This is a genomic window from Candidatus Paracaedibacter symbiosus (assembly GCF_000757605.1).
Taxonomy (GTDB): domain Bacteria; phylum Pseudomonadota; class Alphaproteobacteria; order Paracaedibacterales; family Paracaedibacteraceae; genus Paracaedibacter_A; species Paracaedibacter_A symbiosus.
On the sequence record NZ_JQAK01000001.1, the window covers coordinates 1328627 to 1344688 of the forward strand.

Annotated in this window: 13 protein-coding genes and 1 pseudogene; 8 read left to right on the forward strand and 6 right to left on the reverse strand. The window is 41.6% G+C overall.

From position 1 onward, the window contains the following. Nucleotides 1–213 (reverse strand): annotated as a pseudogene (locus IG80_RS16775) (alanine--tRNA ligase-related protein); the annotation flags it as partial. A 25-nt stretch (nt 214–238) separates the two neighbouring features. Here IG80_RS16775 and IG80_RS0106075 point away from each other — a divergent pair. Then, the gene (locus tag IG80_RS0106075) at nt 239–1057 is read left to right on the forward strand and encodes a protein-disulfide reductase DsbD family protein (RefSeq protein ID WP_478210016.1); all 819 of its coding nucleotides are present in this window, start codon (nt 239–241) and stop codon (nt 1055–1057) included. 170 nt (nt 1058–1227) lie between these two features. On the opposite strand, the gene alaS is transcribed toward IG80_RS0106075, so the two are convergent. The 3 genes from alaS to IG80_RS14625 all read right to left on the reverse strand — a co-directional run bounded on the left by alaS (nt 1228) and on the right by IG80_RS14625 (nt 7619). Beyond that, nucleotides 1228–3876 carry an alanine--tRNA ligase gene (gene alaS / locus IG80_RS0106080; RefSeq protein ID WP_032112961.1) on the reverse strand — a complete coding sequence of 883 codons (2649 nt, stop codon included), beginning with the start codon at nt 3874–3876 and terminating at the stop codon, nt 1228–1230. Nucleotides 3877–4007: 131 nt separating this feature from the next. Next, nucleotides 4008–5069: a recombinase RecA gene (recA, locus tag IG80_RS0106085; protein WP_032112962.1), complete on the reverse strand. Its 1062-nt coding sequence runs from the start codon at nt 5067–5069 to the stop codon at nt 4008–4010. A gap of 207 nt (nt 5070–5276) precedes the next feature. Next, entirely contained in the window at nt 5277–7619 is a 2343-nt protein-coding gene (locus IG80_RS14625) for a response regulator (protein WP_052046131.1), read from the reverse strand. A 202-nt stretch (nt 7620–7821) separates the two neighbouring features. Here IG80_RS14625 and IG80_RS0106095 point away from each other — a divergent pair, with 202 nt between their 5' ends. From IG80_RS0106095 to lipB, 6 genes are all read left to right on the forward strand, one after another. Then, complete coding sequence (locus tag IG80_RS0106095) at nt 7822–8952, forward strand: hypothetical protein (RefSeq protein ID WP_156962063.1); 1131 nt, start codon at nt 7822–7824, stop codon at nt 8950–8952. Between the two features lie 101 nt (nt 8953–9053). Beyond that, on the forward strand, nt 9054–9608 hold the full coding sequence (locus IG80_RS0106100) for a hypothetical protein (RefSeq protein WP_232224341.1): 555 nt from the start codon (nt 9054–9056) through the stop codon (nt 9606–9608). Between the two features lie 401 nt (nt 9609–10009). Then, entirely contained in the window at nt 10010–11134 is a 1125-nt protein-coding gene (locus IG80_RS0106105) for a hypothetical protein (protein WP_156962065.1), read from the forward strand. A 68-nt stretch (nt 11135–11202) separates the two neighbouring features. Next, the gene (locus IG80_RS0106110) at nt 11203–11772 is read left to right on the forward strand and encodes a hypothetical protein (protein ID WP_032112966.1); all 570 of its coding nucleotides are present in this window, start codon (nt 11203–11205) and stop codon (nt 11770–11772) included. A 203-nt stretch (nt 11773–11975) separates the two neighbouring features. Next, nucleotides 11976–12284, forward strand: a complete 309-nt coding sequence (locus IG80_RS0106115; protein ID WP_156962066.1) for a hypothetical protein — start codon at nt 11976–11978, stop codon at nt 12282–12284. After that, nucleotides 12275–12928, forward strand: coding sequence for a lipoyl(octanoyl) transferase LipB (gene lipB, locus IG80_RS0106120; protein ID WP_032112968.1), 654 nt, complete (start codon nt 12275–12277; stop codon nt 12926–12928). The genes IG80_RS0106115 and lipB overlap by 10 nt, the downstream gene beginning before the upstream one ends. Here the strand turns inward: lipB and IG80_RS15045 are convergent. Beyond that, nucleotides 12914–13153 carry a hypothetical protein gene (locus IG80_RS15045; protein ID WP_156962067.1) on the reverse strand — a complete coding sequence of 80 codons (240 nt, stop codon included), beginning with the start codon at nt 13151–13153 and terminating at the stop codon, nt 12914–12916. The two genes, lipB and IG80_RS15045, sit on opposite strands and share 15 nt — an antisense overlap. 132 nt (nt 13154–13285) lie before the next feature. Next, nucleotides 13286–13579: a hypothetical protein gene (locus IG80_RS15660; RefSeq protein WP_198027232.1), complete on the reverse strand. Its 294-nt coding sequence runs from the start codon at nt 13577–13579 to the stop codon at nt 13286–13288. A gap of 7 nt (nt 13580–13586) precedes the next feature. Between IG80_RS15660 and IG80_RS13210 the strand changes: the two genes are divergently transcribed. Then, on the forward strand, nt 13587–16004 hold the full coding sequence (locus IG80_RS13210) for an MBOAT family O-acyltransferase (protein WP_198027234.1): 2418 nt from the start codon (nt 13587–13589) through the stop codon (nt 16002–16004). Nucleotides 16005–16062 lie beyond the last annotated feature (58 nt).

Consider the following 16062-nt stretch of genomic DNA (forward strand, 5'->3'; position numbering starts at 1 on the left):
AGGCGGCGCGGGCTGCTGCTTTTTGAGCTGCCATCGCTGTTTCAAATCCAGCCATATCAATTGTGCGGCCTTGGCTTTTGAGCACGTCTTGCGTTAAATCAAGGGGAAAGCCATAGGTGTCATAAAGCTTAAAAGCAATATCGCCGGGAAAAGCTTGCGAAGAAGTAAGCTTAACCGTTCTTCATCCAAGAGACGCAAACCTCGTTCCAATGTTTGGCGCGTAATAACTTCGTATAGCATACATTATACGAAGTTATACGAGGGTGTCTTAGCTGTTTTGGTTGCCACCCCGTGTACAGCTCCGTTTATGGGAGTCGCCATTGGGTATGCTTTAACTCAGTCCACACCCACTGTTATTATTGTCTTTTGCGCCCTTGGTCTAGGCTTTGCGGTGCCCTATCTGCTGTTATGCTTGTTCCCCATCCTCTTAAAACTATTACCTAAGCCAGGGTCCTGGATGGAAACATTTAAAGAATTGCTGGCCTTTCCCATGTATGCGACAGTTTTATGGTTGTTATGGGTTCTTGTCCAACAAGGTGGGTCCCGTGCTCTGATTAGTATTGGTGCAGGGTTGGTAATGATGGCATTTTGTATCTGGTTGTGGGGCAAACTCAATTTGCAAAACCGATTGATAAGAGTGATTACTTGGGTAATTTTTATTGGGTTTAGCTTGGCGCCTATTCTGTATCTTGAACCTCCCATTTTGAAAGAATCTGTGGTGGTTGAACCTTTCTCATCAGCTTTGCTTGAAAAGTATCGGCGGGATAAAGTACCTGTGTTTGTCAATGCGACAGCGTCCTGGTGTATCACTTGTAAATATAACGAGCTAACCTTATCTGGACCCGCTGCTGAATCCATCTTCAAGCAAAAAGGCATTCATTATTTAGAAGCAGACTGGACCAACCAAAATACGGAGATTACTGAGTTTCTGGAGGGGTTTGGTCGAAGTGGCGTACCCCTTTATGTCTACTTCCCAGTGGGAAAAGATCCAATTGTCCTGCCACAACTTCTCACGGATGCGATTTTAAAGGAAACGATTGAGTCGGCAGATAAGTAGGGTGAACTTGAGATGAGGAAGAATCCTAGGGACCAAAAGGAATTTTAACCTCAACCTTGGCTGGATTTGTCAATTGCGAAAGCCAGTATGGCTCTATGGCACTCTCCTCTCAAATCGATATAAGGAGAGTGCTAGGCTCTGTGCGCTTCTCACAATAACGTTAAGAAAGTCTAGTGAGACGAAATATAATTTTCCATTTTCTCGATCGCCGTTGGAATTTCGACCGGATTAACGCCACCTGCCTGAGCCATATCAGGACGGCCACCCCCTCCCTTGCCACCAAGTGCTTCAGCACCTAAGCGAACGAGATCAACCGCACTTAAATTGGAGACGAGATTATCTGTCACTGCTACGACTAAAGAGACTTTGTCATCTTCCCTGTTGGTCAAAATGACCACGCCAGTTTCAATTTCTTGCTTGAGCTTGTCCGCGAGTGGTTTTAAGTCCTTGGTCGGCATGCTCTCAAATTGTCGCACTATGACCTTATAGTTGCCGACTTGCTTTGCCGCCCCGCTTTGGCGAGAAGAACTATCTCCTGCCAATGCTAGCTTTTGTCTTAAATCTGCCACCTGTTTTTCAAGGATACGGCGATCATTAAGAGCTTGAGTTAATTTTTCCATGAACTCAACTGGCGCTGTTTTTAAGAGGTTGGTTGCCTGCTGAAGCGTTTGGTTTGCCTCATAAAGATATTGCCAGGCGGTCATGCCTGTCACCGCTTCAATCCGGCGCACCCCAGAAGAAATGCCGACTTCGGAGAGAATCTTGAACACACCAATATCACCAGTCCGCGAAACGTGAGTTCCCCCACAAAGCTCAACAGAATAAGCCTGATCCACTTCGGACCCCATGCTTAAAACCCGAACTTCATCACCGTAACGTTCTCCAAACAAGGCCATCGCTCCTTTGGCAATTGCTGCATCAACATCCATCAAATGGGTTTCAACAACCGTATTGGCAATGATCTGGTGATTCACATCCCGTTCGATTGTTCTAAGCTCCTCTTCTGTCAATGGTTTGGTGTGGGTAAAGTCAAAACGCAAGCGATCTTCTGCAACCAGGGAGCCTTTTTGGGTCACATGATCACCTAAGAGTCGACGCAGAGTGGCATGTAATAAGTGAGTCGCTGAGTGATTTGCTTGCACTTGGAGGCGGCGCTCGGTATCCACATTAAGTTTAAGGTGATCGCCAATTTTGAGCGTTCCTTCGATAACTTCGGCTATATGCACATGCAGCTCGCCCAAACGCTTCACTGTATCTACAACTTTAACCTTTACAGTCGCATTGCTAAGGAACCCACGGTCCCCTTCTTGCCCCCCCGATTCTGCATAAAACGGCGTTTGGTTGCTCAAGATTTGAACTTTATCACCCGCAAAAGCGGCTTCAAGGGCTTTGCCTTCATTATCAACCAGCGCCAAAACCATGCCTTCAGCGTCAGTTACCTCGTAACCAAGGAATTCCGTGGCACCGTGTTCTTGCTTAAGATCATACCAGACCTGTTCATTCTTGGCATCTCCTGTCCCAACCCAGGCGGCGCGGGCTGCTGCTTTTTGAGCTGCCATCGCTGTTTCAAATCCAGCCATATCAATTGTGCGGCCTTGGCTTTTGAGCACGTCTTGCGTTAAATCAAGGGGAAAGCCATAGGTGTCATAAAGCTTAAAAGCAATATCGCCGGGAAAAGCTTGCGAAGAAGTAAGCTTAACCGTTTCTTCATCCAAGAGACGCAAACCTCGTTCCAATGTTTGGCGGAATCGCTCTTCTTCTAATTTCAAGTTGTCTACAATCAGGGCCTGGGCACGTCCTAATTCGGGGTAAGCCTGACCCATCAGCTCTACCAATGTTGGTACTAAGCGATACATCAAGGGTTCTTGAGCCCCTAAAAGATGGGCATGGCGCATGGCGCGACGCATAATACGACGCAATACATAGCCGCGACCTTCGTTACTTGGCAATACACCATCAGCAAGGAGGAACGAGGTTGAACGTAAATGGTCCGCAATCACATTGTGGGAGTGACGAGATGCCGGATCTGACGTTTTAGTCAACTCCATAGAACTTTGAATGATGGCTTTGAACAAGTCGGTGTCATAGTTATTATGAACGCCTTGCATGACCGCTGCGATTCTTTCAATCCCCATGCCTGTGTCAACAGATGGTTTTGGTAGATGGATGCGAGAGCCATCGGCAAATTGCTCAAACTGCATGAAAACCAGGTTCCAAATCTCGATAAAACGATCCCCATCTTGATCCGGACTGCCGGGAGGCCCTCCAGGAATATGGGGGCCATGATCATAAAAAATTTCAGTACACGGACCGCAAGGACCTGTATCTCCCATCGACCAAAAATTATCCGACGTCGGGATGCGGATGATTCTATCTTCACTAAAGCCTGCTACTTTTTTCCAAATAGCAGCGGCTTCTTCATCTTCAGAATAAACTGTCACCAACAATTTGTCTTTGGGCAGGCCAAATTCTTTATGGATCAGAGTCCAGGCATACTCAATGGCATCGTCTTTAAAGTAATCACCAAAGGAAAAATTCCCTAGCATTTCAAAAAAAGTGTGGTGGCGTGCTGTATAACCGACATTTTCAAGGTCATTATGTTTTCCGCCAGCGCGGACACATTTTTGTGCCGTCGTTGCGCGTGTATAGAAACGCTTTTCCTGGCCGGTGAACAAATCTTTAAACTGGACCATCCCCGCATTGGTGAATAATAGGGTGGGATCATTTTTTGGGACCAAAGAACTTGAGGACACCGGTTCATGTCCTTGTCGTTTAAAGAAATCAATAAAGCTTGAACGAATATCGGTTAACGTACGCATTGTCTACCTGATTGTTTGAATTGAAAGTCATTCCCAATTAAGTCATTGCGAGTCCTCAGCAGAGCTCTTTGTGATCCGTCTATTCAACTGGGTGACCAGGGAGCACTGCTTCTCGCAATGACAGTATTTTTCTAGGCCGCTTCGCCGCCCGTGGCTTCATTCCCACCAATCATTTGATCGGCCACAAGACCGGCATTGTCACGAATAGCACGCTCTATCTGGGCTGAAATTTCTGGATTTTCCCGTAAAAATGTCTTGGCTGATTCACGTCCTTGGCCAATCCGCTGTGTCCCATAAGAATACCAGGATCCGGCTTTTTCAATCACGCTCGCCTGAACACCAAGGTCAATTAACTCACCCATTTTGGAAATGCCTTCACCATACATGATATCAAAATCAACAACTTTGAAGGGCGGCGCCATTTTATTTTTCACAACCTTCACGCGGGTTTGGTTGCCAGTTACTTGATCTTTATCTTTAATCGCGCCAATACGGCGAATGTCTAGACGAACAGAAGCATAAAACTTCAAGGCATTCCCACCCGTTGTGGTTTCGGGATTACCAAACATCACACCAATTTTTTGACGGATTTGGTTAATAAAAATCACCATACAATTGGTTTTGGAAATAGACCCAGCCAATTTACGTAAAGCTTGGCTCATTAATCGGGCCTGCAATCCCATGTGGGAGTCACCCATATCGCCTTCTAATTCCGCTTTTGGAACCAAGGCGGCGACGCTATCAATGATCAACACATCGATACTGCCACTGCGAACGAGTGTATCGGCAATTTCCAAAGCTTGTTCACCGGTATCTGGCTGAGAGATAATCAACTCATCGATGTTGACCCCAAGTTTTTTAGCATAAGAAGGATCTAGCGCATGTTCCGCATCGATAAACGCACAAGTCCCCCCGACTTTTTGCGCCTCTGCGGCAACGTGGAGGGTGAGTGTCGTTTTACCAGAAGATTCTGGGCCATAAATTTCGATAATGCGCCCCTTTGGCAGACCGCCAATACCAAGGGCAATGTCAAGGCCCAAAGAACCTGAGGAGACAACTTCGGCATCAACAGTTTCCCGTTGGCCTAACCGCATAACTGAGCCTTTGCCAAAAGCACGTTCAATCTGAGCTAAAGCCGCATCTAACGCTTTGCCGCGATCGCTTCCCTTATTTCCTAAATCTCCGTAGCTCATCTTGTAACCTCTTTTCAATTTTTATCTTAGTATCCGACAGTTGACGTATTAATAAGGCGCTTTTTCCTGACTGTCATCCTTGGACTAGAAAATGTTGAGTTTTCTGAGGAAATTCTTACATTTTCTTGAAGCCTGGATCTCTTTATTTTTGACAGCCCGGAAGAATAAGCGTCTGTGCTGTCGTAGGCTGAGAATTTTTACAGATTCTCATGATTCAGAACCTAACACTTCTTTGACCTTTAACGCTAGATCTTTTAGCGTAAATGGTTTGGGTAAAAAGTGAATATTTGCGTCTGAATCCAAATTCTTACGGAAGGTGTCTTCGGTATAGCCAGAAATGAAAATCGTGCGCGCATTGGGATGGATATCGCGGATTTTTTTACACAACGTGGGACCATCCATTTTGGGCATTACCACATCAGTGACAAGGATATCAAACTCCTGGCCCCCCTTGACTAAATCAAGAGCAGCATCCCCGCTGGCAGCCTCGATCACCTCGTATCCTTTTTCACGAAGGGCTCGGGCACTGAACATGCGCACCGCATCTTCATCTTCGACAAGCAAGACCTTCCCACCACCGGTCAGATCACTGATTTGTTGGTCAACTTTGATGGTCTCGTCCTCAATTGCACCCACATAGCGCGGGAGCAGGATGTTAAAGGTCGTACCTTGATTAACTTGGCTGTCAACCAAGACAAAGCCCCCGGTTTGCTTAACAATTCCATACACAGTTGACAATCCCAAGCCGGTTCCTTCGCCTACCTCTTTTGTCGAGAAAAATGGTTCAAAGATATAAGGTAGATTTTCAGGTGCAATTCCGTGTCCTGTGTCAATTACTTCTATTGATATATACTCGCCTTTGGGAATGAGGTCATGACCATGGCGTTGTTGTTTCAAAAACTGATGATTCAAGGTTTTGATGGTGAGCGTCCCGCCGCCTTTCATCGCATCCCGGGCATTTACCACAAGGTTAATAATCACCTGTTCAAACTGGCCAATGTCAACTTTTACGGGCCACAAATCCCGCGCATGGGACATTTTTAGCTCTATGCCAGCGCCAATCAATCGCCGTAAGAGAGTAGAAATCTCTACCAAATGGTCCGTAATATTTACAACCTTTGGCTGCAAAGTTTGGCGGCGGGAAAAGGCTAATAATTGACGGACGAGGTTGGCAGCTCGGTTTGCATTTTGTTTAATTTGCATCACATCGGTATAGGAGGGGTCGTTTGGTAAATAGCGTTGTAGCAGCAAATCCGAATAACCAATCATGGCAGTAAGTAAGTTGTTAAAGTCATGGGCAATACCACCAGCTAATTGTCCGACAGCTTGCATTTTTTGCGATTGAATAAATTGATCTTCAAGCCTCTTTTGTTCGGAAATGTCGATGAATTGCAACATTACTTCCTGGTGATAACCTTTTTGATAGGGTCTTGAGGCATAAACAGTTGCCTGTAATTTGTTGTGATCGAGGCGAATTTCAAAGGGTAAAATTGGGGAGCGTTGATCAAAGGCTTTTTGCAATTTGCGTGCCACTTCTTCGCGCTGACCGGGATGGACTAAATGAGCAAATTCCCTTTTAACATAATTTTCCCCCAAAATTGCATTGAAGGCAGAATTGCTTGAGGTGATGGTTCCTAAATGATTTAAGGTCACAGCTGGGATAGCAGCATCAATGAAGGCCGATTCCGTCAAGATTTCTTCATGAACTAAGGCGATAGGAGTCTCAAATTTACATAAAATGGACGGGCGAAGACGTGTTTGTGGGGCTATCGTTGGCTTAAACAACAAGGCTTTAAAGCTTGGGCCATTTTTATTAACAACTTTTACGAGTCCCTTATACCCATCTGATTCCTTTAAGAAATCAGTGATGTTTCTCCCCAGACATTGATCTTGACTCAACTCCAGCCATTGGCAAAAAGTTTGGTTCACGCCCAAAATTTTCCCCTGCCCACTTGTATAGAAAATTGCAAAAGGGGCCTCGTCCAAAAACTTTTCAAGTTGCTGGTAATTATGTTTTAAGTGATGATAAGTATCAAAGTGTGTAGTGACATCTTTCACAATAATGATTGAGCTATTTTTATCAAAGGGCGCTTGACTAAAAGTCCACCATTTCTGGTCTTGTCCTAACCCATTACCGCCCCCACAAAAGAGAATATCACACCGCTCACGTTGATCTATTACCCGCTGAATTTCTGCTGTTTTTTCTGAAGACTTGATTCGTAAAAAAAGTTTACGGCTAAATTCTGTCAAATTTGGATAAGCGTTGGGATGAGTTGTCCACACAATTTTTCCGGTATTGTCAAAAATAACCGATTCAATGGTTGGCGCCAGCGACGCAATCCCCGTCTGCAAAAAGCGAAATCGCTCATAAAGTCGTTGGTTGCGATGAATTAAACGGGCCCAATAAGCTAAAACAAAGGATGAAATTGTCCCAATCGCGAGAAGCGAAAATCCTTCTAAAATGTCTTGTACATTAAGACTTAGATAGATAAATGCCGATGCCCAGATCAACGCTGCAATAAACACTAACACGGAAGGGAAAAATCGCATGAGTCCAACATAAAAAAAGCATTCTTTGTTAATCCTAGAGGATCTATTAGAGATACTCAAGGGGGGATGAAGAACCTGACTCCCCCGGCATCTAATAAAAAGTGCCCAAAAGTGCCCAGAGAAATTCTTATTATCTTAGACAAAACTTAACTTTTTGGAGGATATGCTTTTCCACAGAGTTTCATTAGGTTGGTTTTATATAATGAGAATTTTTATTGCTTTACTTTTGAGTGCCTCAATAAATGTTTCTGTAGTTCATGGATGCGCCTCATCAAGTGTTTCGACGTGCCATAGAATGGACGGGAGTTCTTCACATCCCACTCGTACTTCCTCTACTTCTTCTCAACCTGCGGCAAGTGAGGTGGCGAGATTAGCAAATGCGATCAGTTCAGAAGTGTATGTCAAAACATTTGTAGACAGAGATTGTTTTAAATTTATCCTGGAAGAAGAGATGGAGCCAGAGGAAAAAGATAGAACTGTTTTAGAAGCGCAAGCTAAAGCTTTTTACTTAAAGCTAGGAAAAGTTGCTGAAAATCCAGTGGGAAAAATTCTCTTGTACCGCCTTTTAATTGAATTAGATAAACCAAGTACTGAAAAAGAAAAAGAGCTTAGCAGGGACTCTCTCAAAAAACTAAAGATTCTAAAGGTGGGAAGATGGAGCTATTCAGCTCAAAAGAGTCAATTGGTATTTGAAGATGGTAATATTTATCCGCATGATAATGTACCAAATCCTACTACAACGTCCACTGCTCCCGATTCTGAAGAAATATACCTTTTCCATGAAATGCTCCACTGGTTTCATGCTCTCCAAGACATAGAACACTACGATATAAAGGTTGAGAAAGAGAATTTTTCTAAGGAGCCAGCATTGCTCAATTTTTTCGAACTGGGCTCACTTCAGAAGAGGGCACTTCTTCTTACAGCCGAGGTAGCTCAGCAAAAGATTACCAATCTTAACCCTGCAATCAAAAATAAAGAGGGGGCCATAAATGGAATCAACATGCGTCGTCAAAAAGAGGATCAAGATATAGAAACCATAAACCCTGCTGAATTTTATGGCAATCTTATGGATGAATGGGGCGTTTCACGCGGCAAGTTATGTACATTAGAAGAGATATTGACAGTTTTGGGTCGACCAAGCCATCCTTCCGATGTAAATGGATCTGAATTATCGGAAAATTTATTCCGGTTGGCAGGGGGTTATGGGATTCGTATTTATTATATCGATTTTAATGGCAGCAGAATTCATTATGACCACAGCCCTTTTATGGTGAAAGCTATTATGTCCAGAATAATAGAAGTGGCAATGACGACATGGAAAAACATTCAATAACATCCCATATTAAGATGTTGGAACGTATGATAATGTTTCTTAATAGTACTTTTTATATGAGGTCGAAAATGTTTTTAAGATTAATTTTTAGCTCTTTTTTCTTGGTGCTTCATTTTATGGGCACTCCTGTTAACGCTATGGGCTATAATTCTTCAGATTACTGGAGAAGTGATGAATTGTTTAAAAAAGGAATTGTGAGTAAGGAGGTTTTGCAGGAGCTCTGGGGAGATGTGCAGAACGTGGGAGCCGTATTAAATTATAAAAAATTAAGCCCTGAGGCAAAAAATAGACTGGGAGTAAAAGATCAGCTAGTCGATTTATATGCGAAGGCATGGATACTAAACAAGGAAACTTCTGCAAAAAAAGTCAACGACACCACAGGGGAAGAGCTTTTGGAGACAATCTATTCTGCCATGAGACAATTTGTTAGTTATTATAATAACCATTTTCCCCAACAAAAAATCACCGTAGATCAGCTAAGAAAAGCGGGAAGGGATAAGGCGAACACGCAGAAAGATTATATTAAGCGTTTCCTTTTAGGCGAACAATGGGCTCCCACTATATCTCAAATTCCTCATGAACCGGAAATGATGAAAACACAGCCTGCAAAGCAATATGACCCAGCCCGCAAAGTCATTACAGGGCCCCAGGAGTAACGTCAGTAACTAATGAGGGAGGTTGGCTTAGCGGCATAAATACTCTTTCCTGCGGATTAAAAGGCGAAAAAATAGTTGTGCAGCTCGTTGGTGTGGCAATCTCCTGGGGGGAATCCTGGGTAGATTGCCATGTCGCATTACGCTTCGTGCGATAACGCCCGCCAAAAGATTTATCATATTATACAACCGGAATTTGCAGTCAACTATTCCGAGATGCAGTTGGGGATTGTTTGACTTGGTCAACCTCAGCGAATCTATTGAAAATACTTAAAGGAAATGAAGCACCTAACTCTCTTTGAATCTATCAAAAAAGCCCAGAGAAATTCTTGTTATCTTAGACAAAACTTAACTTTTTGGAGGATATGCTTTTTTACAGAGTTTCATTAGGTTGGTTTTATATAATGAGAATTTTAATTGCTTTACTTTTGAGCGCCTCAATAAATGTTTCTGTAGTCCATGGAATGGAGCGGACTCTCTATACAGATGATCTAAATATAGATGCTCTGACTTCCTCTAGCCTTTCTCAACCTTCGACAAGGGAGATCGCCAAATTAGCAAATCAGGTCAGCCCAGAACAGTATGTCAAAATGTTTGTAGAAAGAGGTTGTTTTAATTTTATTATGGAAGAATATACTGAGCCGCAAGAAGAAGATAGAGAGGTTTTGACAGAACACGCTGGCCTTTTTTATGGAAAATTGTTGAAAGTTGCTGAAAATCCGGTGGGAAGGATTCTCTTGCACAGGATTTTAGGTGAATTAGACAGAGAGAGCACGGAAACAGAAAAAAGATTTGCGAGGGATGATCTCAAAAATTTGAAGATTCTAAAGATGGGCAGATGGAGCTATTCTTCCGAGAAGAGCCAATTGGTGTTTGAAGATGGTAATATCTATGCCTCTGATCATATCTCAAATCCTCTTGTAAATTCCCCTATCCCCGATTCTGAAGAAATATACCTTTTCCATGAAATGCTCCACTGGTTTCATGCTCTAAATGACCCCGAGCACTATGATAGACCTCTAGAGAAAAAGGATTTTTACGAAGCGCCAGAAATGCTCTATTTTTTTGATCTTGACGTATTGAAGGAGACAGCAAACCTGTTTTTAGAAGATGATGCCGCCAAAAGGATTAACAATCTTTCTTCAAAACTTAATAATACGCAGAAGGAGAATATCGCATCGAAGATTAGGGAAAGCCTGGAAAAGAATAAGGAGATCATAAAAGCCATAAAATCTGACGATTTTTACATGAATGTAAATTTTGAATGGGGTGGTAAAGGTATGCTATTACGTAGCTTGGAAGAGATATTGACAGTTTTAGGTCAACCAAGCTCTCCAGCAGATACAAATGGGTCTGAATTGTCGGAAAATTTATTTCGATTGGCAGGAGGCTATGGGATTCGGGTTTATTACAGAGATTTTAATCCTTCTTCTGGCAGAGATCCTCATAGTCCAAATCCTTCTATTGAGGCAAGTATTAAGGCCAGAATACTGGAAGTGGCACAGCAGGCATGGGAAAACATTCAATAACATCCTATATTAAGATGTTGTAACGTATGATAATATTTCTTAATAGTACTTTTTATATGAGGTCGAAAATGTTTGTAAGATTAATTTTTAGCTCGTTTTTCTTGGTGCTTCATTTTATGGGCACTCCTGTTAACGCTATGGGATATAATTCTTCAAATTACTGGAGAAGTGATGAATTGTTTCACAAAGTAGTTGATAGGCAGGTTTTGCAGGGGTTATGGAAAGACGTGGAGAATATTGTCTCTGTATTAAATTATAAGAAATTAAGTCCCGAGACAAAGGATAAACTTAGAGTAAAAGATCAGCTGGTTGATTTATATTCTATGGCATTGATAATTGACCAGGAAACTTCTGCAAAAAAAATCAAAGACACAACAGGTGAAGAGCTGTTGGAGAAAATCTATGCTGTTATGAGACAATTTGTGAGCCAAGATTCAGAAAAAAACATCACCATAGATCAGCTAAAAAAAGCGGGAAGGGATAAGGCGAGCACGCAGAAAAATTATATTAAGCAGCTCCTTTTAGAGGCACAATTGGCTCCAACTCAATCTCAAATTCCCCCTGCGCCAGCGATGGCAAAGGTCGCAAAGCCATATGACTTACCCCGCCGCAAAGTCATTATGGAGCCTCAGGAGTAACGTCGATAAGTAATGAGGGAGGTTGGCTTAGTGGCATAAATACTCTCTCTTGCGGATTAAAAGGCAAAAATATAGCTATGCAGCTGATTGTTATTAACGAATATAGAGATCTCTATTTTTTGCTATCTTCCTCTCAGACAGTGTCATTGCGCTCCCTTGAAAATAGCGTGGCAAACTCCTGGGATAATCCTAGGCAGAGTGCCATGTCATTATCCGCTGCGGGTGAGGAAGAACAAAAAATCTGTCTTGTGGCGAGTCCCGGGTTTGCTGTCAATTATGGCGTGAATTACTACCGGAAGGCCCAACAAAAACTTCAACAAGCTTTACCAAATTATGAGGTGCAGTTAGGGATTGCCTGTGATGATCAACCTGGTTTTGCGCTTGAGGCAATTGCCGCCAGAGTCGACCGACTTTATTTTTTGAAAAGTAGTTCCTATTGGGCTAAAATAGACTCACTCTGCCATGAAGCAGGCATCCGCCTTTTTGATCAGGAACAACTCTCATGTCTTTAGCCTCTCCCCATGCATTAGAATGGCGTCAAACCGGTGAACCGGTGCTTTACGAGGAAGCGCTGGAGACGATGCAAACACGCGTTGCTGCGATTCAAACAAACCAAGCAGATGAACTCATTTGGTTGTTAGAACACCCCCCGCTTTATACGGCTGGTACCAGTGCGAAGGAAAGCGATCTGATTGATGCGGCGGACCTTCCCGTCTATCAGACCGGCAGGGGTGGTCAATTCACCTATCATGGTCCTGGCCAACGGGTTGCCTACGTGATGCTGGATTTGACCAAACGAGGGAAGGATATACGCGCCTTTGTGCAAGCGCTCGAACAATGGGTGATTGATACGTTAACCCTGCTGCACATCAAAGGAGAGCGTCGCGACGGCCGCGTTGGTATTTGGGTAGAAACGCCTTTTGGCGATGAAAAAATTGCCGCCATTGGAGTCCGCGTCAGTAAATGGATCAGTTACCACGGCATTGCCATTAACGTGGCGCCCAACCTCAGTCATTTTTCAGGAATCATTCCTTGTGGCCTGTCCCAATTTGGCGTCACGTCTTTAGAAAAACTGGGGATCAACCTGACCTTAGCAGAGCTTGATACGCTTCTTAAAATAACTTGGAATCAGAATCCTTTATTAGCAATAAGATAACGTAATGTCTTGGGTTTTTTTATCCCCGACAGTCATGCTGACTGTGCCGCTCTTACTATTTGCAATATGGAGTATATTCTCCTGGACAGCAAAAACACATGGACTTTTCTCAACTTTAATATCTTTGGTTTTTGTGCCTGCGACAATGACACTCACTGTATTGCTCCGTGAATTTGCAACATACAGCGTTTCAAAGTGGTGTCTGGCAGGATCTGAATCAGCTATGTTTTGTAGCTCGAAGTCAGGGAGAACATAGAAGGGTCCGCCATTTTAAAGGGGGATCTAGGTCTTATATGTTTGACTTATAGCTTGCTCTTCAAATAATCAAAAACTTTTTCAACACGCCGGATCTTTTTCTCAGTATGATTTTTTCATGCTGACATTTCCAATACTGGCAATTCCTGACTGTATTAAATCAATAATCTGTTTTTCTGAGGCCCGTAAGTCCCGTAAGTTTCTGTAGAATAGAGCTTTAAAAACTAGGATTTCAAAAATAAAATATGTATAAGAGTATAAAAACTTTGAATGTATGTATAAAAAATTTGGATAAATAATGCTTTTTAATTCTATTTCCTTTATTTTTCTATTTTTACCCCTAACTTTACTTTTGTATTCTGTACTTGATAAAAAAGTTGGTAGAGAACCAGCCATTGTCTTTATGTCGGTGGCCTCTCTTTGTTTTTATGCTTTTTGGGATGGATATTATTTAATTTTACTTTCATCCTCCCTCATAACTAACTACTTTTGTGGGTTGTTGATTAGTAGAGAAAAGGTAAAGGCAAGAAAAAAACATCTACTCATTTTTAGTCTGCTCCTTAATTTATTGGTTCTATTTTATTACAAGTATACTAACTTTTTCTTCCTCGCTTTATCTCAGGAAAACCCTTTTGGCAAAATAATATTACCTTTGGGAATTTCTTTTTTTACTTTTACTCAAATTGCTTTTTTAGTAGATGCTTACAGGGGAGAAACAAAAGAATTCTCGTTCTCGCGATATCTTGTTTTTGTGACCTATTTTCCCCATCTTATTGCCGGCCCGATTCTTCACCATAAAGATATCATACCTCAATTTATTTCAAAAATGTCCCATAGGGTAACGAAAGAAAATATAGCTGTAGGGTTGCTAGTTTTTGCAATTGGTCTTTTCAAGAAAGTTATTATTGCTGATGAAATTGCTCTATATGCGACTCCAATCTTTGAGCAAGCCAAGAATCACCAAGTAATAGGCATGGGGCAAGCTTGGGTGGGGGCTTTGGGGTATACTTTCCAGCTGTACTTTGATTTCTCTGGATATTCTGACATGGCTCTGGGGATTTCTCGACTGTTTGGCATTAATCTACCCATTAACTTTGATTCACCATATAAATCCAAAAATATTATAGAGTTCTGGCGTCGTTGGCATATGAGTCTTTCTAGGTTTTTAAGGGATTATGTTTACATCCCCTTAGGTGGAAACCGAAAAGGCGTTTTTAGAAGGTATGTTAATCTCTTTCTCACTATGTTAATCGGAGGGGTTTGGCATGGGGCGGGATGGACATTTATAGTGTGGGGAATTCTCCATGGCATCTTTCTTTGCATCAATCACTTATGGAACTCTATTAAGAGTAAATTTATCCCAAACAGTAAAAAAAGCTTTTTAAGAGATGCTTTGGCGTGGGCTATAACTTTCTTATGTGTTGTTGTCGCTTGGGTATTCTTTAGAGCAGATTCCTTCAGTACTGCCCGCTATTTGTTAAAGGCTATGGTTGATATTTCTTCACTTTTGACAATAGAGACAATAGAAGTAAAATCTATATTGATTATTTTGTCTCTTATTTTTTTCTGTTTGTTATTACCAAATACACAAGAAATTTTGGCTTCTTATAGAATTGGTCTCCAAGAGAAAAATCTAGCTAATCTTAATCTGAAAAAATCGCAGGTTATCATTCAACGTTACGCCCGCAAAATTGTTGCTAGTGGCCTCACCTTAAGGCTAGCTACATATCTTGTAGTTGCCCATATTACTCTATTTACTGCGTCAGTCTTATTTTATACTCACGCTATCGATAAATGGGTGTATCGTATTCTACCCGTGGATAAAGGAATTGCAGAAGAAATATCCTACATTAAAGGTGATTTTCGATCTAATCTTTATAGCCAACCAATATTTGATGGATTTGAGAAAAAAATTATCTTTGTTGGATCTTCTTATGTAACAAATATAGGGTTTTTCACATTTAAACATGATAATAATCTCTATAAATCAGGAACATTAGGTATAAGGGGAAATTCTCTTCTAAATGGATTTAGAACCGCTTTGGCTATTATGGACACTCCTAATTTAACTACTATTATTTTTGGAGTTAGCCCTTTAGGTTTTGGTCAGATATTTATTGATGATCTTTGTTGGCCTACGCAAGGATTAAAATGGGCATATTCCCATGGAAGGCCTTTTCCCTTAGACTACAAAACAAATCATTTACAAGAATGCGGACCGCAAAATCTCACTATTGCTAATTTAGCTCAATTATACATTAACCCAAGCAATAAAATTTTTTTCCAATGGCATGAATTTGTGCACAAACTACAAACAATTAACTTTAATCGCTTAGAAATTTTACCCGAAAAATTTTCTAGCCTTCAAGAAATTAAAGAGCATAAGAATAAGGTATTACATAATAGTTTAAAAGACACTTATGAAAACCCTCTTCTTGTTGAAGATCAAGCTAATGGAAGTGATTCTAATTTTCATTGGCTAAATAGAAATTGTCTAGAATCAATGGAATCCACTGGGGATGTTTATGTTGCCTTTGCAATTTTAAAACAAGAACTTGACAAAAGAGGAATTAAACTGATTGTTTATGAAACTCCAACTCCTTCTCATAAGGAAGCCCCCCATATTTATCCTAAAGGATTTCTAGAAGCTTACGTACAAAAAGCCACCCAAATGTTTAGTTCACTGGGGATTCCTTATTATGATATATCTCGCCTATTTCCTTGGGATGGGAAATTTATGTCAGATTTTATTCATCCTCAAGCGGATAAGAGAAAGATTGTTCACCAACAAATTCTAGAGAGAGTATTTGAGGAAAAATGAGAAAAATTCAATATATTACAGAGTTTAGTTTAACATTTATTTTTTTCTTATTGGTGTA